Here is a 19,570-nt window from a genome sequence, read left to right on the forward strand (position 1 = left end):
TGTGGCAGAAACCCAGGGGGGACCCATGACCATCCTCATCACCGGCGCCCGCGGCAAGGTCGGCCGCGCCGTCCTCGACCGCCTGCACACCGGCGGCCTGCCGATCCGCGCCGCCAGCGCAAAGCCGGCCGAGCTGACCGTCCCCGCAGGCGTCGAGACCGCCGAGCTGGTCCTCGACCGGCCCGAGACCTTCGCAGCCGCCCTCGACGGCGTGCGCCAGGTCTTCCTCTACCCGAATCCGGCGGGCATCGACGCCTTCACCGCGGCCGCCCGAGCCGAAGGCGTCGAGCACGTCGTCCTGCTGTCGTCCTCCTCCGTCCTCGCCCCCGACGCCGAGACCGACCCGCTCGCCTCGCACAGCCTCCGGGTCGAGCGGGCCCTCACCGCGAGCGGCCTGCCCGGCACCTTCCTCCGGCCGGACGCCTTCGCCAGCAACGCCCTCGCCTGGGCGCACCCGATCGGCCACGGCCTGCCGGTCCAACTCGCCTACCCCGACGCGCACATCACGCCCGTCCACCCCGAGGACATCGCCGACATCGCCGTCGAGGCGCTGACCGGGACGGCCCTCAGGGGCCGCGCCGTCACCCTCACCGGTGCACAGTCGCTCACCTTCCGCGAGCAACTCGCCATCCTGTCCGAGGTCCTCGGCCGCGACATCACCGTCGAGACCATCACCCACGCCGAGGCCGAGCAGCAGATGGGCCGGTTCATGCCCGCCCCGATGGTCGGCTCCCTGCTCGCCCTCTGGGCCGCGGCCTCCGCCGGCCCCGCCGCCATCGCCGACACCGCCGAGAGCCTGCTCGGCACGCCCGCCCGCAGCTTCCGGCAGTGGGCCACCGAGAACGCCGCCGCGTTCACCGTCCCCAAGGAATGACACCGTGCAGCTCATCGGCTACTGGCTCAACCGCACCGACAAGGCCCTGATGGGCGCCATGAACGGCATGCTGGTCGAGTCCGGCCTCACCCGCACCGCCTGGCAGGCCCGCAACGTCGTCCGCGGCAGCGCCGAGGCCACCGGCGCGGACGTCGACACCTTCCGCGAACGCTCGACGGCCGGCCTCGAGTTGAACGAGTTGAGGCCGGCCGGCGGCGTTGTCAGTGGCGTCTGATCTACTTTCCGGCGAAGAGTCGAGCGGCAGGGAGGAGACGGCGATGGGCGTTCTGACCGCCTACTTCCGTGCGCCGGGCACGGAGGCGGTCCGGCGTGTGCTGGAACGGACGGAGGGCGGGTCGCCTCTCGGGGGTCGGCAGCCCGCGTTCGACGGTGTCGAGTCGAAGGGGCTGGATCCGAGCGTCGTCCTGGGGCAGCTGATCGCCGCCATCAGGCAGGTCCCGTGGGACGTGCACCTCGTGGCGGAGACGACCGTATGGCCGACCGGTCCGGCCCCGGGGCCGGAGAGTCCAGGGGGCGAGGACGATCCGTGGGCGACCGGCCCGTGGGTGACCGAAATCGACGCGGCCACGCGTGACGCCCTCGCAGAGGTGCGGGAGGCGGACATACCAGCGGTCGCGGCGACCTGGGCGCAGGCGGAGGAGCTGTACGGGGCAGCCGCGGAGGACGTCCAGCCGGTGGTCGAGGAGCTGGTCGGGCTCGCCGGGCGCGCCCGCGAGGCCGGCGATCGGCTCTACTGCTGGGCGTGTCTCTAGGAGCGGCCGGCGGCTGCCGGCGTCGGCAGGACCGCCCGTGACGAGCGCGTTGATCGCTGCCTGCACCGGTGCCTCGCCCAAGCGCTCGGCATCCTCGGCGAGTTGGACCTCGCGGCAGGCGACCACGCCTCGGCCGTCGCGTACCTGGAGGAGTCCGTCCTGGTGTGGCGTGCCCGCGGCTGGCGCTCCTTCCTCGTCGGCGCGCTCCAGGCACTCGGCCGCGCGTACGACCGGGCCGGGCTGCCCGACTCCGCCGAGGCGCGTGCGCACCGAGGCCCGCGAGCTGGGCGAAGGCCCCGCGAACGGCGATGCCGGGGCCCTGTCGCACGACGGGTGACCCCGTGAGCGGATCGGTGAGCGTCGTGAGCGGACCGGTAAGCCGGCGGTAAGCGATCGGTAAGCCGGCCCCTTCGTACGTTCGAGGCACAGCGTCCCGAGGGGCGACCGGCCGGGTCCGCGCAGGGGACGGACCCGGCCGCAGGTGCGCCCCGGACAGGCCGTGGCTGCTGCCGCTCCCGACGGCGCACACCCGGGCCGAGCCGCGGCGACGCGACGAGCGAGACCGATCAGGATCGGAGAAGCACCGGCGCACGGGCCGCGCCTAGCCTGGCGGACATGGACATCAACGACACCGGCATCAACGACATCGACATCCACTGGACCTTCCTCCCGCACACCGACCCCGACGGCTCCCTGGCCTTCTACCGCGACCTCCTCGGCTTCGAGGTCCGCAACGACGTCGGCCAGGGCACGATGCGCTGGATCACGGTCGGCCCCGCCGGCCGGCCCGGCACGTCCGTCGTCCTGGAGCCGCCGGCCATGGAGCACGGCGTCACCGAGGACGAGCGCCGTACCATCACCGAGATGATGGCCAAGGGCACCTACGCCCGCATCACCCTGGCCACCGCCGACCTCGACGGCGTCTTCGCCCGGCTGAAGGCTGGCGGCGCCGAACTCGTCCAGGAGCCGACCGAGCAGCCGTACGGGATCCGCGACTGCGCCTTCCGCGATCCTTCGGGCAACCTGGTCCGCATCAACGAGCTCCGCTGAGCCCGCACCGACGCCGACCACGAAACCCCGGCCCGCACACCGGAGAAGAGAACCGCGCGGGCGAGCCCGCCTGACAGATGGGGAGACACGAGAACCATGGCCAAGAGGACGGACGCGCCCGTGCCCGCGCCGCACGACGCCGACAGCCACGACCTGATCCGCGTGCACGGCGCACGCGAGAACAACCTCAAGGACGTCAGCGTCGACATCCCGAAGCGCCGACTCACGGTGTTCACCGGCGTCTCCGGCTCCGGCAAGAGCTCGCTGGTGTTCGACACGATCGCCGCCGAGTCGCAGCGGCTGATCAACGAGACCTACAGCGCCTTCGTGCAGGGCTTCATGCCGGCGCTGTCGCGGCCCGACGTCGACGTCCTCGAAGGGCTGACGACCGCGATCATCGTCGACCAGCAGCGGCTGGGCGCCGACCCGCGCTCCACGGTCGGCACCGCGACCGACGCCAACGCGATGCTGCGCATCCTCTTCAGCCGGCTGGGGAAGCCGCACATCGGCTCGCCCAAGGCGTACTCCTTCAACGTCCCCTCGATCAGCGGCGCGGGCGCGGTCACGGTCGAGCGTGGCGGGAAGACCGTGAAGGAGCGGCGCAGCTTCAGCATCACCGGCGGCATGTGCCCGCGCTGCGAGGGCCGGGGCACCGTCTCCGACATCGACCTCACCCAGCTCTTCGACGACTCCAAGTCGCTCGCCGAGGGCGCGGTCACCGTCCCCGGCTACTCGGTGGACGGCCACTGGACCCTGCGGATCTTCACCGAGTCGGGCTTCCTCGACCCGGACAAGCCGATCCGCAGGTACACCAAGAAGGAGATGCAGGACTTCCTCTACCGCGAGCCGACCAAGGTCAAGATCAACGGCATCAACCTCACCTACGAGGGCCTGGTCCCGAAGATCCAGAAGTCGATGCTCTCCAAGGACCGGGAGGCACTGCAGCCGCACATCCGGGCGTTCGTCGACCGGGCGGTCACCTTCACCGCCTGCCCCGAGTGCGGGGGCACCCGGCTCACCGAGGCGGCCCGGTCCTCGCGGATCGGGAAGATCAGCATCGCGGACGCCTGCGCCATGCAGATCAGCGACCTCGCCGAGTGGGTCCGCGGGCTCGACGAGCCATCGGTGGCGCCGCTGCTCGCCTCGCTGCGGGACACCCTGGACTCGTTCGTGGAGATCGGGCTGGGCTACCTCTCGCTCGACCGGCCGTCCGGCACGCTGTCCGGCGGCGAGGCGCAGCGCGTCAAGATGATCCGCCACCTGGGCTCCTCGCTCACCGACGTCACATACGTCTTCGACGAGCCGACCATCGGCCTGCACCCGCACGACATCCAGCGGATGAACGACCTGCTGCTGCGGCTGCGCGACAAGGGCAACACGGTGCTCGTCGTCGAGCACAAGCCGGAGGTGATCGCGATTGCCGACCACGTCGTCGACCTCGGCCCCGGCGCCGGTACGGCGGGCGGCACCGTCTGCTTCGAGGGCACCGTCGAGGGGCTGCGGGCGGGCGGCACCATCACCGGCCGCCACCTCGACGACCGGGCCCGCGTCAAGGAGACGGTCCGCAAGCCCACGGGCACGCTGGAGATCCGCGGCGCGACGACGCACAACCTGCGCGACGTCGACGTCGACATCCCGCTCGGGGTGCTCGCCGTCGTCACCGGCGTCGCCGGCTCCGGCAAGAGCTCGCTCGTGCACGGCTCGGTCCCGTCCGGCGAGGGCGTGGTGTCGATCGACCAGGGCGCGATCCGCGGTTCGCGGCGCAGCAACCCGGCCACGTACACCGGGCTGCTGGACCCGATCCGCAAGGCGTTCGCCAAGGCCAACGGCGTCAAGCCGGCCCTGTTCAGCGCCAACTCCGAAGGCGCCTGCCCCACCTGCAACGGCGCCGGCGTCGTCTACACCGACCTGGCGATGATGGCCGGCGTCGCCACCACCTGCGAGGACTGCGAGGGCCGGCGCTACCAGGCGTCGGTGCTGGAGTACCACCTCGGCGGGCGCGACATCAGCGAGGTGCTCGCGATGTCGGTGACCGAGGCGGAGGAGTTCTTCGGCGCAGGCGAGGCCCGCACTCCGGCCGCGCACGCCGTCCTCACCCGGCTCGCCGACGTGGGGCTCGGCTACCTCACCCTCGGCCAGCCACTCACCACGCTGTCCGGCGGCGAGCGGCAGCGGCTCAAGCTGGCCACCCGCATGGCCGACAAGGGCGGCGTCTACGTCCTCGACGAGCCGACCACCGGCCTGCACCTCGCCGACGTCGAGCAGCTGCTCGGCCTGCTCGACCGGCTCGTCGACTCGGGCAAGTCCGTCATCGTGGTCGAACACCACCAGGCGGTCATGGCGCACGCCGACTGGATCATCGACCTCGGCCCGGGTGCCGGCCACGACGGCGGCCGGATCGTCTTCGAGGGCACCCCCGCCGACCTCGTCGCCGCCCGCTCCACCCTCACCGGCGAGCACCTCGCGGCCTACATCGGCGCCACCATGGGCGTCTGACCGCCCGGGTGCTGCGGCCCTCCTCGTTCCTGCGACGCGTGAGCCGACTCGAACGAGGAGGGCACTATGGGAAGTTGACCACCCGCACGGTGTCCGCCTCGTCAGACCGCCCGAGTTCAGGCCACCGGCGGGCCGTCGGCTTCCATGAGCCGCAGGATCAGGTCGTCGACGTCGATGTGGAGAGGCTCGGAGCCGTATGGGACGAGGTGTTCGGTCGCGGTGAGGAAGGCGGCGACGAGGGTGGCGGGGGCGTGCAGGACGGCTGTGGTGTCGTCGGCGGTCAGGGCGATGAAGAGGGTGGCGGAGCCGGGGCCGGTGCCGCGGTGGACGGTGACGTCGCCGAGGCCGGCCCAGCCGGTGAGGCCGGTGGTGAGGAGGCCCCGGGCGAAGATCCAGGTGATCGGCTCGTCGAGGTCCACGTGGGTGTCGAGGCAGACGGCGTACGGGTCCTCGGGTCGGTAGCGGAGCCGGGCTGGTACGGAGACGAGCAGGCCGGGGCAGGCGACCGCCTCCAGGTCGAGGTACAGCACCAACTCGTCGTCGGCGCAGGCGCTTTCCTGGGGGACTGCGCCGGGCATCTCGTGCTGCTCGCTCATTCCTCTTCCTCGTGTGGGTGTGGTGCGGCGGGAGGGCGGGGGTTGCGCAGAATCGTTTTTTCAGCGACGGGGACAGGACTCTGACGGTGCTTCGACGGGCCTGGGCGGGACGTGGACGGCGGTTCGGCGGTGCGGCCTTTCGGCTGGAGAACGAGCCGGCCCGCCGGTGGTAACCGTCCGCGGCGATATTCGGGCGACGACACGGCGGCCCGGCACCCCGGATTGCGTTTCGGTCTCCGTTGGCCGGGGCTGTGCGCGGTTGGCGTGCTGGTGTCAGAGTTGCACCAACGTGGGTTTCCATCAGGGGGGTTGGATGACAACGGGGGACAGCTCGGACCTCGTCGCGATGGTGGTCCAGGCACTGGTGCAGGCGGCGTCGAACACGGTCGGGGCGGCCGGCGCGGCACTCGGGAGCGAGGCGGTCGCGCGGGTGCGGGAGGGGCTGCGGCGGGCGCCGCACTGGGCGCAGGCCGCCGGACAGGTGGACGCGACCCCGGGCGACCCGCAGGCGCAGCAGGCCCTGGCCCGGGCGGTCGGTGAGCTGCTCGGCTGGAACCCGGGCCTCGCCGCCAACCTCCGGGCCCGGCTGTCCGTGGTCACGACCGAACCGCCCCCGCCGCAGGACGCGCCGGTGACGGTGATCGGCGGCGGGAACCGGACGTCCGGGCAGACGGCGATGGGCACCAACAACACCGTGGCCGGCGGGAACATCAGGACCACGCACCGGCATGGCAGCGTCGCCGGGCTGATCGGCGTCCTCGTCGCGGTCGCGGCGCTGGTCGCGCTCGGGATCCACCTGAACTCCGGCTCGTCCCAGGACCTCGGCATGCCCGGCGGCGGACTCGCTGCCGCGCCGCTGACCAACACGGACCAGGTCCGGTCGGTCCTGCCCGATCTGCACGCCGTGCCCGCCGGCTGGCGCGAGTCGCGGGCGCCGACCGCCGAACCCCCGAGCGACTGCAAGGGCAGCGGCATCAGCGCCGCGGAGGCGGACCTGTGCTCGCAGAGCGTGGCCTCGGGCACCGTCACCTACCGGACCGCCGACGAGGACGTCCGGGTGCAGTTCAGGATCGTCGCGGGCCCGAGCCCGCTCTGGGCCGACAAGGCGTACGACCTGATCCAGGCCTCCTTCACCAAGGGGCCGAGCGCCGATCCCGTGGCCGTCCCGGCGGTCGGCGACCGCTCCAGTGCCCATCGGGACGGCCGGACGACGGGGGTCCTCGTCAAGGTCGGCAGCACCGTCCTGATGGTCACCTACGCGCCGACCAGTACGGATCCCCGCGCCGCGGAGCGCGTCACCCCGCTCGCCCGCATGTTCGCCACCCGCTCCCAGCAGGCCCAGACCGGCCGGACTCCCGACGCCTCGGTGCAGTGATCACGCCCCGGTGTCCGGGTCGGCCCCGCCCCGGGGACAACCCACAGGGCCGGGCCCGGGGTGCGGCGCCCCGAGCCCGGTCTGGACGGGTTCAGCGGGTTGAGTGGACGAACTGCTGGAAGCAGGCGACGTCGTACTGGGACGGGGCGCCCGCGGCGTTGTAGGCCTGGCCGCCCGTGCCGCCGTTGGGCTGGCTGCCGAATCCGGGCTCGTCGAAGGGGGAGCCGGGGGAGGAACTGCTGTGGCCCGGAGCCTGGGCGCCGAGCGCCAGGAAGTCCTGGCAGGTCTGGTTCGGTGGCCCGGGTTGGTTCGGTGTCGGATTCGCGAAGGCGACGCCTGCGCCGCCGAGGCAGAGGAGACCTGCGAGCAGCCCGGTGGCTGCGCTGCGTAGCATCGCGCCTCCTTGGTCGGGGACGTGCGCGGGGCCGGGCGGCCTCGCGCCCCCGTCGGGGAGTACGGATCGGTGACGACGGGTGTTCAGGGGCCCGGCCGCCGGGTCAGTTCGCGTCCGGGCCCGCGGTGTCGTCCAGGCCCGCGGTGACCACGTCGACGGCGATACGGCGGTGGGCGGCGAACAGGTCGAGCGCGTTCCGGACGTCCCGTGAGCGCAGGGCGGCGACGAGTCCGCGGTGCTCGTCGGGCACGTGGGCGAGGTAGCCAGCGGCGTCGCGGTCGATGCGGGTCAGCAGGAACAGGTGGACCTGGCAGCGGATGGCCTGCCACGCCTCCGCCAGGCGCCGGTGCCGGGCCGCGGCGAACACGGCGTCGTGGAACGCGATGTCCAGGCGGGCCATCTCGTGCCCGTCCGCAGCCCGCTCCATCAGTCCCGCGGCGTTCTCCAGGGCGGCGAAGGCCTCCGCCGAGGCGAGGGCGGTGATCCGCTCGACGGCGAGGCCTTCCAGCGCGCCGCGCAGGCTTTCCAGCTCGGCGACGTCCTCGGCGGACAGCGTGGTCACCACGGCGCCGCGGTGCCAGGCGACGCGGACCAGGCCTTCGCGCTCCAGCAGCCGCAGGGCCTCGCGCACCGGGCCGCGACTGACGTCCATCGCCTCCGACAGCTCGACCTCGCGCAGCTGCACGCCCGGGGCGTAGGCGCCGTTGAAGATGGCCTCACGGATCCGGTCAGCGACCTCGTCGGCCAACCCCCGGCGCCGGGCCGGGGTCACTCTGTCCGTTTCATCCATGTTCGTCCGCCTTTCTGACACGGAAATGTTGACATTCGACATGTTGTCCTCATGTCAACGCTGCTCATCTCGCCCGCATTGCCCTATGCAGTCGGAGGAAGGATCGACATGAAGGTCTTCCAGATCGGCGCCGCCGGAGGCGTCGGCCGCAGGCTGGCCGAGCTGCTCACCGCCTGCGGTGACGAGGTGACCGGGATGCACCGCAGCCCGGCCCAGGCCGACACCGTCCGCGCGACCGGCGCCGCGGCGCTCGCCGGCGACCTCCTCGCGGACACGGTGGACGACCTGGCGGCGAAGCTCGCCGGGCACGACGCCGTGGTCTTCTCGGCCGGCGCCCACGGCACCGGCGCGGAGTGGACCACGCTGATCGACGGCAAGGGCCTGGAGAAGGCCGCCGACGCCGCCGAGCAGGCCGGTGTGCGCCGGTTCGTGCTGGTGTCGGTGTTCCCCGACGCCCTGCGCGGCAAGGCGCCCGGCGAGGGCTTCGAGCACTACGTCAAGGTCAAGAAGACCGCGGACGTCTACCTGACCCGCACCGGCCTCGACTGGCTGATCGTCCGCCCCGGCACCCTCCTCGACACCCCCGGCACCGGCAGGGTCACCGCCGGTCCGGCGGTCGAGTACGGCGACGTGCACCGCGACGACGTCGCCGCCTTCATCGCCGCCGCCCTGCACGAGCCGGCGCTCCACCGGGTGATCGTCGAGATCACCTCCGGCGAGACCCCTGTCGCCGAGGCCGTCGCCGCGCTCGCCGCCCACTGACCACGGGGCACCGGGCCTCGGCGCCGCCCCGTCGGCCCACCCCGAGCAGGTCCACAACCCGGTCGACGGAGACGCCGTCCCCGTACCGCACTTCGGCCTGATCCTGACCGTCCCGGAGTTCCACGAGACGAGACGTGTTCGGTACTCGGAGCTCGACCGGAGCCACCCCCGGCCGGTTCCGTCGTTCAGCGGGCCGCCGCGGCGAGCCCCTTCGCGAGGAACACGCAGGGATCCTCGACGTCGTGGACCTCGCCGCGGTCGTCGACGTACGACCACCGGTCGAGGTAGCGGACCACCGGCCGGTAGCCGAGCCGGGCGTACAGCGCCGCAGCCCGGGGGTTGCCCTCCTCGGCGACGCCGAGGCCGATCCGCGGCACGCCGCGCCGGGCGGCGAGCCGTTCGGCGTGGCGGATCAGGGCGGTGCCTATGCCGCGGCCCTGCAAGGGCTCGGCGACGTGGAGCGCATTGATCTCCGGGCACTCCGGCAGCGCCCGTTGCACCTCGGCCGCCGCGCACCCGTTCCAGCGGACCTCGGCGGCGCCGGCCGGGCGTTCGTCCTCCCAGGCGATCAGGTACGTGCTGCTGCCGGCGAGTTGGCGGGCGAAACGCCGCGCGTGGAAGGAGCTTCGGCCGCGGGACGGCAGATGCTCCTCCAGCAGCGCGACATCGGTCTGCTCGCACTCGGTAATCCGCATGGAACCACGGTCCCGCACGCGACGGATCGGTGCCAGGGACTTTTCCGTCGCCTGCGGGCTGGGCCAACTCCCGTGTCACGAAGGAGCGATCGTGCGGATGCGGGAGAGGGTGAACACCCGGTTGTCGGAGCGCAGGTGGCACCAGGCGTACAGGTACGGCGCATCGAGTTCGAGTTCGCTGAGCGCGCGCACGGTGTGCGCGCCGACCCCGTCGACGTACTCGATGGTGACGGCTTCCCCGGTGTGGATCGCGTGGGCGAGCTGGCGCACGTCGGTCAGGGAGAGCTGTTTCGCCGTCTCGGCGAGGATCTCCTCGGTGTCGCTGTCGTACGGGATGCCCCGGTCCGGGTCGGGCAGCCGCGGTTCTGCCGGGGCGTGCACCAGCTTCGACGCGAGCGCGCGGAGGTCGGGCGGTACCGGTGTGGCCGGCCTCCCTGCACGGGCGCGGGGCCGGGGGACCGCAGGGGCACGCTGGGGTGCCGTTCGTTCGATCCGCACCGTGCCGTCGGCGGCCTCCGCCACGGGGGCGTACCCGTGGGCGCGCAGGGCGGCCAGCGTCTGTGTCACGGAGGACCTGCTGGTCAGGACCGTCGGTGCCAGCTGCCGGAGGCCGAGACCGGCGAGCTTGCGGTGGGCCGCGATCTCGGCCAGCAGCGCCGGTTCCGGACCGTGGATCACGCAGGCGGCCGAAGCCACCCGGACCCTGCCGTGGCGGCGTGCCGTGTCGGCGATCAGGTAGGTCAACGCCTGGGGGAGCGGCCCGCCGGCGACGGCCGTGAGATCGGCTTCGACGGCCGCGGCGTCGTGTCCGGCGTCGAGGGCGCGGCGCAGGCCCGCGGCGCTGAACCGCCAGACCGAGGCCGTCCCCCGCGCCTCGCGGTCGGCGAGCGAGTCGAGGAGAGCGGTGAGCCGGGCGGAGGGGGTGCCGGTCGCGACGGCGGTGAGGTCGGAGCCGATGCGCACGCCGTCGACGGCCGCGGGCAGCAACCGGCGGGCGTGGCCGGCCAGTTCCGCCGCGTCGCCGCTCGTGAGGGCCGCGCCCAGCGGGGAGAGCGCGCCGCGGGCGAGGACGCCGAGCAGGCGCGCCTCGTGGATGACGGTGGCGAACGGCTCGGTGTCCTGGGGGAGTTGCTCGGCGTGCGGGTGGTGCCATTCGACGAGTCGGCCCAGATCCGCGAGGTCGGCCGCGCCCTGGTCGGAGGGGAGGCGGCGAAGGGCGGCCAGCAGGCCGTGCCGGGCCTGGACGCAACCGTCGCACACGCTCGCCCGGACCAGCGCCGGTAGCGCCTTGCCGTCCTCGTCGCGGGACTGCGTGGGTGTGTACGGCAGTTGCCACCAGGCGTGGACCAACTGCGCCACCTGATCGGCGGGTTCCTGCTCCACCCAGGAGTCGTACGCCTCGGTGACGAGGACCCGATCGCCATCGCGCCGCACGAGTCCGCCACCGTGCGCGGTCTCCAGCACCAGCCGGACCGTGGGCTCGTCGCACCGGACCGCCTTGCCGACCCGGGCCACCTCACGGGCCCCGACCCCACCGGCCTTGAGGACCGTCAGCGGCCTCGCCGCGCACTCGGCCAGCACGGCCGCCGCATGGCTGCCGAAGGCTCCGGCGGCGGAGGCGGTCTCCCCGTCCACCTCGGCGGCGGATACCGGGGCCAGGGCGGGCAGGGGCGGGACGGGGTCGAACGGGGCGTGCCAGTCCGCGCCGCGCAGCGCGAGCGCCACCTCTGCGGGCATCCGCGCGGGCATGAAGCCGTGCCGGTCCTGCAGCAGCAGGCCGCGGGCGACCGCCCAGCGGGCGGCGGCCGGAACGTCGGGTCGCGGCGACCCGAAGACGATCACGGGGCGCGGGTCTTCGGGCTTGGTCCGGGCCTGCCGCTCCAGCAGTTCCCGGGTCCGTGCCGGAGCCTTCGCGACGACCGCCAGGATTCGCTCGGCCGAACCGTACTGATCCAGGAGCGCCGCCACGCGCTGCTGCCGCGTGGTGAGAGGCTTGAGGCCGAGCGCCGACAGCATGCCCCGCAGTGTGTCGGAGGTCTGGCCGTCCAGCAGCTTCACGAGTGGCGGCTCAAGACCGAGCGGAGCCCGCCAGGCCTGCCGCAGCGCCGACGCCTGGTGCAGCACACCGTCAGCACCGGGCCAGATCAGGGCGTGATCGGCCAACACGGCCAAAGCCTCGCCGAGTTCGGCGTCCACGACCCCGAGCAGGGCCGCCAGCTCACCCCGCGACGCGGTCTCCCCGAGAGCGGCCAGGGCCTCGCCCACCTGGAGACAGGGCAGCGGCACCCGGCGGAGCGCCAGCGCCACCGACCCGGGCCGCTGCAGGCGGTCCGCCAACTCGCCCATGGCACGCGGCTCCGGTGCGGCCCCGGCATCCGGTCGAGCGGTCAGCACCCGGTGCAGCTGCTCGGCGCCGAGCGTGCACAGCCACGCCGTCAGCGGCGACCGGCGATTCTCCGTCTTTCGGCTCACTTCATCCTCCCGCGGAGAGCCTACGGCGTTCCGGAGGACCGGCCGACAGTGTGACGCGCTTCGAAGCGGTTGCCGCTATGATCCGCGAACCCGCCGCCCTGGCCGGGCTCGCCGGCCAGGGCAGCTTGACCTACCGCGTTCTTTCCGGACCCTTTCGACGACGACCTCGGCTGCGCGGCTGACGACCTCGGGCCGCACCTCCGGCCCGCCGGTCACGGCCGGTTCAAGCGGACGCCGCCAGTCCTTCCCGGCCGGACGGGTCGAGCAGCAGCTTCGCGGCCACCGCCGCCCCGTCGGTGCCGATCGTGCCGGCCACGGCGGTCGCCCGCTCGCGAGTCCCGGGGGTCAGGGCCGTCCCGAGCGCGGCCGACAGGGACTCGGTGGTCGGAGCCGGGCCGTCGTGTGCCGCGCCGATGCCCAGCTCGGCCACCCGGCCGGCCCAGTACGGCTGGTCCACGATCTGGGGCACCACCACCTGGGGCGCGCCGGCCCGGGCGGCCGTCGTCGTCGTGCCAGCGCCACCGTGGTGCACGACGGCCGCCACCCGGCCGAAGAGCGCCTGCTGGTTGACCTCGCCGACGAAGAAGCAGTCGTCCTCGTCGTCCGTCAGGTTCAGGCCTGCCCAGCCGCGGTTGATGACGACGCGCCGGCCCTGCGCCCGGACCGCGTCGACGGCCACCCGCGCGACGTCCTGCGAACCGCGCATGGGCATGCTGCCGAAGCCCACGTACACCGGGGGTGCGCCGGCGTCCAGGAACGCCACCAGGTCGGCGGGAAGAGGGCGTTCGTCCGGCAGGATCCACGCGCCGGTGTGGACGACGTCGAGGTCGGCCGGCTGCAACCACGGGCCCAGGACCGGATCCGTCGCCAGCCAGGGGCGGTCCGTGAAGACATGGTCGCGGACGTTGTCCACCGGCGCCAGGCCGACTGACGCCCGGTGGGTGTTGACCACCTCGCCGAACAGCGCGTTCATGGTCGCGATGTTCAGCTCCCACAGCTCCCGGTTGTCGGTCACCTCCGGCGGATACGGCTGCATCGAGTACTCGAACGGCCGGTGGTGCGGAGACGGCAGCGTGGTCGGCTGGAGGCTCACGTACGCGTAGCGGATGCCCAGCTTCTCGGCCGCCGACCGAGCGCCGGCCGCGCTCGGGAACAGGCCGGTCGCCACCACCGCGTCACCTGCCCCGGCCGTCGCCATGACCGCGTCGTAGAAGTCGGCGACCAACGCCGCCGCGCGCTTGGGCAGTTCGGACGGCGCCGGCGGCGGCCCGGTCACCAGCGAGCGCACCGACTCGCCGACCGGCACCATCTCCACACCGGCAGCGCCCAGCTGCTCCGCGAGCTCGTCATCAGGCGGCGCGCACACCCGCACCTCCGCACCGAGTGCCCGCAACTGCAAGGCGAGCCCCGCCAACGGCTGGACGTCCCCGCGCGACCCGTACGTCGACAGCACCACACGCATTCCGCTACTCCCGTTTCCGCAGGTTTTCTGGCCTTGAGGCAGCGATTCTGCGGCACGACCGGGGCCTTGCCGCAAGGCCCCTGGTGCGCTATAAGTTGAGAGTGGCGGGGAGTGAGTACTGTCCTTCCTCCATTGCCGACGAGTCAACTGACGATCTCTCGATTCGAGTCGCAGTCGTCTTACGTGCCATCAGCGCGTCGGGTCGGGCGCCAGCCGGCCAGGTGGTCGGCGAGGATCGAGGCGGCGTCCGGCGTCGTCTCGCGCAGCGCCACCATCGCGGCGGTGATCACATCGCACAACTCGCCCTGCAGATCAGCCATGGTGTGGTTGACGCCCTTGCGCGGATTGGCGCGCCCGGCGTCACCCAGTGCGCGGGCCAGCAGATGTCCGGCTTGTCGTCCCGGAGTTGGAGCAGGATCTCCTGCCGGCTGTTGGTGATGAAGATGTCGACACTGCTGAACTCGCCGCTCAACTCGCCCTCCGTCCACGCCGGGCCGAACCGGCGCAGGTGGCCGACGCCCGGTAGCGGTCACCGTACGGCCAACGCCGCTACTCTGCGGGGAGGTTGACGAAACCGGGCGCGGTGCGGGTTGTCGCTCGCTGTAGCCCTCAGCTGGCGGCAGCCCCGAACCACCTGGGCAGGCGGTCGAGCAGATCCTGCTGATCGTCACCGACCCATGCCACGTGGCCGTCCGGGCGCAGCAGTACGGCGGGTGCGTCCAATTCCTCGCTGGTGTCCACGACATGGTCGATCCGGTCCGCCCAGCCGTCCACCGAGAGCCGGCCGCCGGTCTGGTCGAGCAGGAGCCCGCGGCCGGCGTGCATCAGCTCGTAGAGGCGGCCTTGCTTCAGCTTGACGTCCCGCAGCCGTCGGCCGAGCAGGTCGTGGCCCTCGCCGAAGTCGTAGCGGACGCCGACTGCGGTGATCATCCCGGTCACGTACCGGTTCACCTCGTCGAAGTCCATCAGCTTCGAGAGCAGCTCCCGCAGCGCGGTCGCACCCGGATCCGTCCCCAGCAGTGTCATCTGCGCGCGGGTGTTGTTCAGCACGCGGGCGCCGACCGGGTGTCGTTCGGTGTGGTAGCTGTCCAGCAGGCCCTCCGGCGCCCAGTCGTTGACGGTGGCGGCCAGCTTCCATCCGAGGTTGAACGAGTCCTGGATGCCGAGGTTGAGCCCCTGGCCGCCGGTCGGCGGGTGGATGTGCGCAGCGTCGCCGGCCAGCAGGACCCGGCCGACGCGGTAACGCTCGGCCTGCCGGGTGGCGTCGCCGAAGCGGGAGAGCCAGCGTGGCGAGTGCGCGCCGAAGTCGGTGCCCGCGTGGGCCCTCAGTTGCCTCGTGAACTCCTCGAAGGTCGGCGTGGTCGCGCGGTCGTCGGCCACGCCGTCGGCAGGCACGACGACCCGGTAGGTCCCGTCTCCCAGGGGGATGGCGCCGAACCGCAGTTGGGTCCTGCGGACTTCCGTGACGACGGCGGCGATCGTCGCCGGATCCTCCGCCAGCTCCATCTCCCCCAGCAGTGTCTCGATCTTGGCGGGCTCGCCGGGGAAACCGACGTCGAGCCGCTTGCGCACCGTACTGCGGCCGCCGTCGCAGCCGACGAGGTAGCGCGAGCGCAGGTACGTGCGTCCCCCGCCGGCTACGCCCTCATTGGTAGGGGTGCCCTCACTCGCCAGCTCGACGGTCACCCCGTCCTCGTCCTGGCTCAGCCCGATCACCTCGCAGCCGCGCCGGATCTCGGCGCCGAGTTCGAGGGCACGCTCACCCAGTAGCCGCTCGGTGACCGGCTGCGGGGTGGTCAGGCCGTACGGGTGGGCCGTGTCCAACCGCTCCGGCCACGGCTTGTGGATGCCGCCGAAGAAACCGCCGACCTGGAACTTCTCACTGACCGCGAGGAACCGGTCCAACAGGCCGCGCTGGTCCATCATCTCGACGCTGCGCGCGTGCAGGCCCTGTCCGCGGGACTGCTCGGTCGGCTCGGTCAACTTCTCCAGCACGACCACGTGCACGCCGTGCAGCCGCAACTCGCAGGCGAGCATCAGGCCGGTCGGTCCGCCGCCGACCACGATCACGTCCATCATCAGAATCCCCGTTCAACCAGATTGGATGTCGGCCGGCCGCTCCGCGCCGAGTCCCACCGACGGTTTCGACGTCCCGCGCGACCCATACATCGACCAACACACGTGTACTTCGCGAATCCGCTAATTTCCGCAGGTTCCGGCCCAGGTCGGCCATTTTGCGGCACGACCCGGGCCTTGCGGCAAGGCCCCCGGTGCGCTATATGGTGAAAGTGGCAAGGAGTGGATGACCTCCTTGCCTTCGCTTTTTCCCGATCGTCCGCCGCGAAGGGACGAGCGGGAAAAGTGCCTGAAGCCGGCCGGGAATCCCCTTACGATCGGTGCCGGAGCGCGCGAAAACACGGCTGGACTTCGTCCGCCGGGAATTCGGCCGGCTGCTGGACGCCGCACTCGCGGCGCCCGAGGTGGTCGTCGAACGACGGGCGCGGCGGCATCCGGTGAACCCCAAGCGGCTGGCCCGGCAGGCCGCGAAGGAGCTGGCGACCCGGCCGCTGAGCACTGCCGCCGAGGAGGCGCTGGCCCGGGCGCACGAGGAGGCCGGGCACCTCAACCGTGCGGCGGCCAAGCGCCGTGCCGCCGAGGAAGCGTGTGAGCGGCGGGAGTTGGTCCGGCGGCAGGCCAGGGAGAGGCACCGGGGCCGGTAGCGGCGTCACCCGGACGGCCGGTGGGGCGGTGGGCGCCGCACGCCCCCTGCTGGCGGTGTCCGGCAGGCGTGCGGGGCGGAGCGACTCTAGGGTGGCGGAACGGGCGCGGGGGCGTGCGCCGGAGCCGCCCGGCCGTCCGCGAGTTTCCGACCGGCCTTCCGTGCGGCCGTCCGAGAGGTGGAGTCCCATGCACACCGTCGTCCGCGGGGCCGGTGCGCTCGGCCTGACCGTGTTGCTTCTCGCCTCCGCGGCCGGCTGCCAGGGTGAGGCCTCGTCCGCCGCCGAGCCCGCGCCGACGTCGGCGGCAGCAACGTCGTCCGCCGCGGCGCAGCGGCTCGACTGGCACGCCTGCCCGGCGCCCAGCACCGCCCAGGGCGGCGGCACGGCGCCCGCCGGGGACTGGCAGTGCGCCACGCTCAAGGCGCCGCTGGACTACGGCAAGCCGGACGGCGACACGATCGATCTCGCGCTGATCCGGGCCCGGGCCAAGGACGAGCAGCAGCGGATCGGCTCTCTGCTGTTCAACTTCGGCGGTCCCGGCGGCTCCGGCGTCGCCACGCTGCCCGCACTGGCCGCGTCGTACGCCTCCCTCAACACCCGCTACGACCTGGTGAGCTTCGACCCGCGCGGGGTCGGCGACAGCGGCGGGGTGAAGTGCCTGGACGACAAGGCGATGGACGCCTCCAACGCCGTCGACGGCACGCCCGAAGATCCGGCGGCCGTCAAGGCGCTGGACGACACCACCGCGCAGTTCAACACCGCCTGCGAGCGCAACTCCGGCCCGGTGCTGCCCTTCGTGGACACCGAGAGCGCCGCCCGCGACATGGACCTGATGCGCCAGGCGCTCGGCGACCAGCAGCTGCACTACTTCGGCATCAGCTACGGCACCCAGCTGGGCGGCGTCTACGCGCACCTCTTCCCGCAACAGGTCGGCCGCTTCGTCCTGGACTCGGTGGTGGACCCGACGAAGGACCCATTGCAGTCCGCGCTGGGCCAGGCCAAGGGCTTCCAGCTCGCCCTGGAGGACTTCATGAAGGCCTGCGCCGCCCAACTGCAGGACTGCCCGACCGGCAGCGGCGGCGCCGAGGGCACCGCGCGGATCGCCGACCTGCTGCAGAGACTCGCGCAGTCGCCGCTGCCCGCCGGCAGTGGCCGGCAGCTCACCGAGAGCCTGGCCGTCACCGGCATCGCGGGCGCGCTGTACAGCGAGGAGACCTGGTCGGCGCTGGCCGCCGGGCTGACCGAGGCGATGCAGCAGGGGAGCGGCACGATGCTGCTCCAGCTCGCCGACGGCCTTCTGGGGCGCGACTCGAACGGGCACTACAGCAACCTCAACGCGGCCAACCGGGCGGTCAGTTGCGTGGACGCCAAGCAGCGCTACTCGGACCAGGACGTGGAGCAGCAGCTCGCGCGGTTCCGTGCCGCCTCGGCGGTGTTCGGCGCGTTCACCGCCTGGGGCCTCACCAGCTGCACCGGCTGGCCGGTGCCGGGCAGGACGGACCGCCCGGAGGTCGCCGCCGCGGGCGCCGCGCCGATCCTGCTGGTCGGCACCACCGGGGACCCGGCCACCCCGGTCGAGGGCGCGCGGACGATGGCGCAGCAGCTGGGCGCGGGCGTCGGCGTCACGGTGACGCTCCAGGGCGAGGGGCACGGCGGGTACAACACCGGCAACCCGTGCGTGACGCAGGCGGTGGACGGCTACCTGCTCGACGGCAAGGTCCCGGCGGACGGCACGGTCTGCAGCTGAAACGAAGTGGCCCACCATATCGGGGGCAGATTGGACCTGGGGCGCGGTCCACTCGGCCCCTAGGATCACTCGGGTGACGACCCAAGTTGACTTCTACTTCGACCCGATCTGCCCGTTCGCCTGGATCACCTCCCGCTGGATCCTGGAGGTCGAGCGCCACCGCGACCTCGACCTCACCTTCCGGGTGATGAGCCTGTCCGTCCTCAACGAGGGCCGCGAGGACCTGCCCGAGCGCTACCGGCGCCTGCTGACCACCGGCTGGGGGCCGGTCCGGGTCTGCATCGCCGCCGCCGAGCGGCACGGCGAGCACGTGCTGCGCGACCTGTACACCGCGCTCGGCACCCGCCTGCACGACCAGGACCGCCCCGCCGACGCGACCGTCATCCGGGAGGCGCTGGCCGAGGCCGGACTGCCGGAGGACCTGGCGGACGCGGCCGACAGCACGGCGTACGACATCGCCCTGCGCAAGAGCCACCACGAGGGCATGGACCCGGTCGGCGAGGAGGTCGGCACGCCGACCATCCACGTGGACGGGGTGGCGTTCTTCGGGCCCGTGCTGACCGCGATCCCGCGCGGCGAGGACGCGGTGAAGGTCTTCGAGGGCGTCCGGCTGCTGGCCGGGTACCCGAAGTTCTTCGAGCTGAAGCGCACTCGGACCGGGGCGCTCGACTTCTCCTGATAGTCAGTCAATTATCCATCTTTGCAGATGTGGTGGAGCATTCAGCGCGGAGCTGCTCGCCTTCGCCTACCCTTGGGGCGCCCCCGACGGCGGGGGTGTAACGGACGGAGGGGGCAGGCCATGAGGGAGCCGGTTGAGCGGGTGGACGAGCAGGACCGCGTCCTCGGCGTCGTCGAGCGGGAGGACGCCATCCGCAACCGCTGGCCGCACCGCGTCGCCACCACGATCTGCCGCGACGAGGCCGGGCGGTTCCTGGTGTACCGGCGCCCTGACGGCGCGAGCCGCTTCCCGGGGCACCACGAGGTGATGTTCGGCGGCGCCGTGGAGGTCGGGGAGTCGTACGAGGCGGCGGCGGTCCGGGAGCTGACCGAGGAGCTGGGCGTCACCGTGCCGGTGCGGCCTTGCCTGACCTTCCTCTGCGCGGGCGCGATCAGCCCGTACTGGCTCGGCGTGCACGAGGCCGTGTTCCCCGCCGAGGCCGTCGCCGGGATCAGCGCGGACCCGGCCGAGGTCGCCTGGTACGCCTGGCTGACGCCCGCGGAGCTGGCCGAGGCGTTCCGGCGGTGGCCGTTCGTGCCCGACGGGCGGGAGGCCTTCGACCGCTATCTGGCGGAGTGCGGAGACGGCCGGTAGCCAGGATTCCCGTCCGGGCCCGTCTCGTCCGACCATGGAGACGGAGGCTCCG

General features: G+C 72.7%; 20 protein-coding genes. 12 read left to right on the top strand and 8 right to left on the bottom strand.

From position 1 onward, the window contains the following. Positions 1–25: 25 nt before the first annotated feature. The 6 genes from F7Q99_RS26000 to F7Q99_RS26025 all read left to right on the top strand — a co-directional run bounded on the left by F7Q99_RS26000 (position 26) and on the right by F7Q99_RS26025 (position 5,193). A complete protein-coding gene (locus F7Q99_RS26000; protein WP_153465236.1) occupies positions 26–874 on the top strand; it encodes an SDR family oxidoreductase in 849 nt (282 codons plus the stop codon). Positions 875–878: 4 nt separating this feature from the next. Continuing rightward, positions 879–1,109: a hypothetical protein gene (locus F7Q99_RS26005; RefSeq protein WP_153465238.1), complete on the top strand. Its 231-nt coding sequence runs from the start codon at positions 879–881 to the stop codon at positions 1,107–1,109. 43 nt (positions 1,110–1,152) lie between these two features. Further along, positions 1,153–1,647: a hypothetical protein gene (locus F7Q99_RS26010; RefSeq protein WP_153465240.1), complete on the top strand. Its 495-nt coding sequence runs from the start codon at positions 1,153–1,155 to the stop codon at positions 1,645–1,647. A gap of 102 nt (positions 1,648–1,749) precedes the next feature. Next, the gene (locus F7Q99_RS26015; protein ID WP_153465242.1) at positions 1,750–1,992 is read left to right on the top strand and encodes a hypothetical protein; all 243 of its coding nucleotides are present in this window, start codon (positions 1,750–1,752) and stop codon (positions 1,990–1,992) included. Between the two features lie 270 nt (positions 1,993–2,262). Beyond that, positions 2,263–2,697, top strand: coding sequence for a VOC family protein (locus tag F7Q99_RS26020; protein ID WP_153465243.1), 435 nt, complete (start codon positions 2,263–2,265; stop codon positions 2,695–2,697). Positions 2,698–2,793: 96 nt separating this feature from the next. Beyond that, positions 2,794–5,193 (top strand): ATP-binding cassette domain-containing protein, encoded by a 2,400-nt coding sequence (locus tag F7Q99_RS26025; RefSeq protein ID WP_153465246.1) that lies wholly within the window; start codon positions 2,794–2,796, stop codon positions 5,191–5,193. Between the two features lie 116 nt (positions 5,194–5,309). Here the strand turns inward: F7Q99_RS26025 and F7Q99_RS26030 are convergent, their stop codons facing one another. Beyond that, positions 5,310–5,789, bottom strand: coding sequence for an SsgA family sporulation/cell division regulator (locus F7Q99_RS26030; protein ID WP_153465248.1), 480 nt, complete (start codon positions 5,787–5,789; stop codon positions 5,310–5,312). A 313-nt stretch (positions 5,790–6,102) separates the two neighbouring features. Here F7Q99_RS26030 and F7Q99_RS26035 point away from each other — a divergent pair, with 313 nt between their 5' ends. Next, positions 6,103–7,164, top strand: a complete 1,062-nt coding sequence (locus F7Q99_RS26035; protein ID WP_153465250.1) for a hypothetical protein — start codon at positions 6,103–6,105, stop codon at positions 7,162–7,164. Positions 7,165–7,255: 91 nt separating this feature from the next. Here F7Q99_RS26035 and F7Q99_RS26040 read toward each other — a convergent pair whose 3' ends face one another. Together F7Q99_RS26040 and F7Q99_RS26045 are read right to left on the bottom strand one after the other, a co-directional pair. Continuing rightward, on the bottom strand, positions 7,256–7,558 hold the full coding sequence (locus F7Q99_RS26040) for a hypothetical protein (RefSeq protein WP_153465252.1): 303 nt from the start codon (positions 7,556–7,558) through the stop codon (positions 7,256–7,258). A 103-nt stretch (positions 7,559–7,661) separates the two neighbouring features. After that, entirely contained in the window at positions 7,662–8,348 is a 687-nt protein-coding gene (locus F7Q99_RS26045) for a GntR family transcriptional regulator (protein WP_153465254.1), read from the bottom strand. Positions 8,349–8,456: 108 nt separating this feature from the next. Between F7Q99_RS26045 and F7Q99_RS26050 the strand changes: the two genes are divergently transcribed. Next, positions 8,457–9,110, top strand: a complete 654-nt coding sequence (locus F7Q99_RS26050; RefSeq protein ID WP_153465256.1) for an NAD(P)-binding oxidoreductase — start codon at positions 8,457–8,459, stop codon at positions 9,108–9,110. A 185-nt stretch (positions 9,111–9,295) separates the two neighbouring features. Here F7Q99_RS26050 and F7Q99_RS26060 read toward each other — a convergent pair whose 3' ends face one another. From F7Q99_RS26060 to rox, 5 genes are all read right to left on the bottom strand, one after another. Further along, on the bottom strand, positions 9,296–9,805 hold the full coding sequence (locus F7Q99_RS26060; protein WP_153465258.1) for a GNAT family N-acetyltransferase: 510 nt from the start codon (positions 9,803–9,805) through the stop codon (positions 9,296–9,298). Between the two features lie 75 nt (positions 9,806–9,880). Continuing rightward, the gene (locus F7Q99_RS26065) at positions 9,881–12,277 is read right to left on the bottom strand and encodes a helicase-associated domain-containing protein (protein ID WP_326847121.1); all 2,397 of its coding nucleotides are present in this window, start codon (positions 12,275–12,277) and stop codon (positions 9,881–9,883) included. Positions 12,278–12,500: 223 nt separating this feature from the next. Further along, positions 12,501–13,739: a glycosyltransferase gene (locus tag F7Q99_RS26070; protein WP_153465260.1), complete on the bottom strand. Its 1,239-nt coding sequence runs from the start codon at positions 13,737–13,739 to the stop codon at positions 12,501–12,503. Positions 13,740–13,918: 179 nt separating this feature from the next. After that, positions 13,919–14,059 (bottom strand): hypothetical protein, encoded by a 141-nt coding sequence (locus tag F7Q99_RS40495; protein WP_195911175.1) that lies wholly within the window; start codon positions 14,057–14,059, stop codon positions 13,919–13,921. A 289-nt stretch (positions 14,060–14,348) separates the two neighbouring features. Then, a complete protein-coding gene (gene rox / locus F7Q99_RS26080) occupies positions 14,349–15,818 on the bottom strand; it encodes a rifampin monooxygenase (protein ID WP_153465264.1) in 1,470 nt (489 codons plus the stop codon). Between the two features lie 317 nt (positions 15,819–16,135). Between rox and F7Q99_RS26085 the strand changes: the two genes are divergently transcribed. From F7Q99_RS26085 to F7Q99_RS26100, 4 genes are all read left to right on the top strand, one after another. Beyond that, positions 16,136–16,459: a DUF2992 family protein gene (locus F7Q99_RS26085; protein WP_153465266.1), complete on the top strand. Its 324-nt coding sequence runs from the start codon at positions 16,136–16,138 to the stop codon at positions 16,457–16,459. Between the two features lie 187 nt (positions 16,460–16,646). Further along, a complete protein-coding gene (locus tag F7Q99_RS26090) occupies positions 16,647–18,206 on the top strand; it encodes an alpha/beta hydrolase (RefSeq protein WP_153465268.1) in 1,560 nt (519 codons plus the stop codon). Positions 18,207–18,279: 73 nt separating this feature from the next. Continuing rightward, complete coding sequence (locus tag F7Q99_RS26095; RefSeq protein WP_326847122.1) at positions 18,280–18,885, top strand: mycothiol-dependent nitroreductase Rv2466c family protein; 606 nt, start codon at positions 18,280–18,282, stop codon at positions 18,883–18,885. Between the two features lie 120 nt (positions 18,886–19,005). Then, positions 19,006–19,518 (top strand): NUDIX hydrolase, encoded by a 513-nt coding sequence (locus tag F7Q99_RS26100; RefSeq protein WP_153465270.1) that lies wholly within the window; start codon positions 19,006–19,008, stop codon positions 19,516–19,518. Positions 19,519–19,570: the final 52 nt, after the last annotated feature.

The sequence above is a fragment of the Streptomyces kaniharaensis genome (genome assembly GCF_009569385.1).
GTDB lineage: Bacteria > Actinomycetota > Actinomycetes > Streptomycetales > Streptomycetaceae > Kitasatospora > Kitasatospora kaniharaensis.

Bases quoted from the DNA above. Each gene is read 5' to 3' on its own strand.
- F7Q99_RS40495 (WP_195911175.1), bottom strand. From the start codon at position 14,059: ATGGCTGATCTGCAGGGCGAGTTGTGCGATGTGATCACCGCCGCGATG.
- F7Q99_RS26020 (WP_153465243.1), top strand. From the start codon at position 2,263: ATGGACATCAACGACACCGGCATCAACGACATCGACATCCACTGGACC.
- rox (WP_153465264.1), bottom strand. From the start codon at position 15,818: ATGATGGACGTGATCGTGGTCGGCGGCGGACCGACCGGCCTGATGCTC.
- F7Q99_RS26045 (WP_153465254.1), bottom strand. From the start codon at position 8,348: ATGGATGAAACGGACAGAGTGACCCCGGCCCGGCGCCGGGGGTTGGCC.
- F7Q99_RS26090 (WP_153465268.1), top strand. From the start codon at position 16,647: ATGCACACCGTCGTCCGCGGGGCCGGTGCGCTCGGCCTGACCGTGTTG.
- F7Q99_RS26070 (WP_153465260.1), bottom strand. From the start codon at position 13,739: ATGCGTGTGGTGCTGTCGACGTACGGGTCGCGCGGGGACGTCCAGCCG.
- F7Q99_RS26000 (WP_153465236.1), top strand. From the start codon at position 26: ATGACCATCCTCATCACCGGCGCCCGCGGCAAGGTCGGCCGCGCCGTC.
- F7Q99_RS26100 (WP_153465270.1), top strand. From the start codon at position 19,006: ATGAGGGAGCCGGTTGAGCGGGTGGACGAGCAGGACCGCGTCCTCGGC.
- F7Q99_RS26030 (WP_153465248.1), bottom strand. From the start codon at position 5,789: ATGAGCGAGCAGCACGAGATGCCCGGCGCAGTCCCCCAGGAAAGCGCC.
- F7Q99_RS26025 (WP_153465246.1), top strand. From the start codon at position 2,794: ATGGCCAAGAGGACGGACGCGCCCGTGCCCGCGCCGCACGACGCCGAC.
- F7Q99_RS26050 (WP_153465256.1), top strand. From the start codon at position 8,457: ATGAAGGTCTTCCAGATCGGCGCCGCCGGAGGCGTCGGCCGCAGGCTG.
- F7Q99_RS26035 (WP_153465250.1), top strand. From the start codon at position 6,103: ATGACAACGGGGGACAGCTCGGACCTCGTCGCGATGGTGGTCCAGGCA.
- F7Q99_RS26060 (WP_153465258.1), bottom strand. From the start codon at position 9,805: ATGCGGATTACCGAGTGCGAGCAGACCGATGTCGCGCTGCTGGAGGAG.
- F7Q99_RS26010 (WP_153465240.1), top strand. From the start codon at position 1,153: ATGGGCGTTCTGACCGCCTACTTCCGTGCGCCGGGCACGGAGGCGGTC.
- F7Q99_RS26040 (WP_153465252.1), bottom strand. From the start codon at position 7,558: ATGCTACGCAGCGCAGCCACCGGGCTGCTCGCAGGTCTCCTCTGCCTC.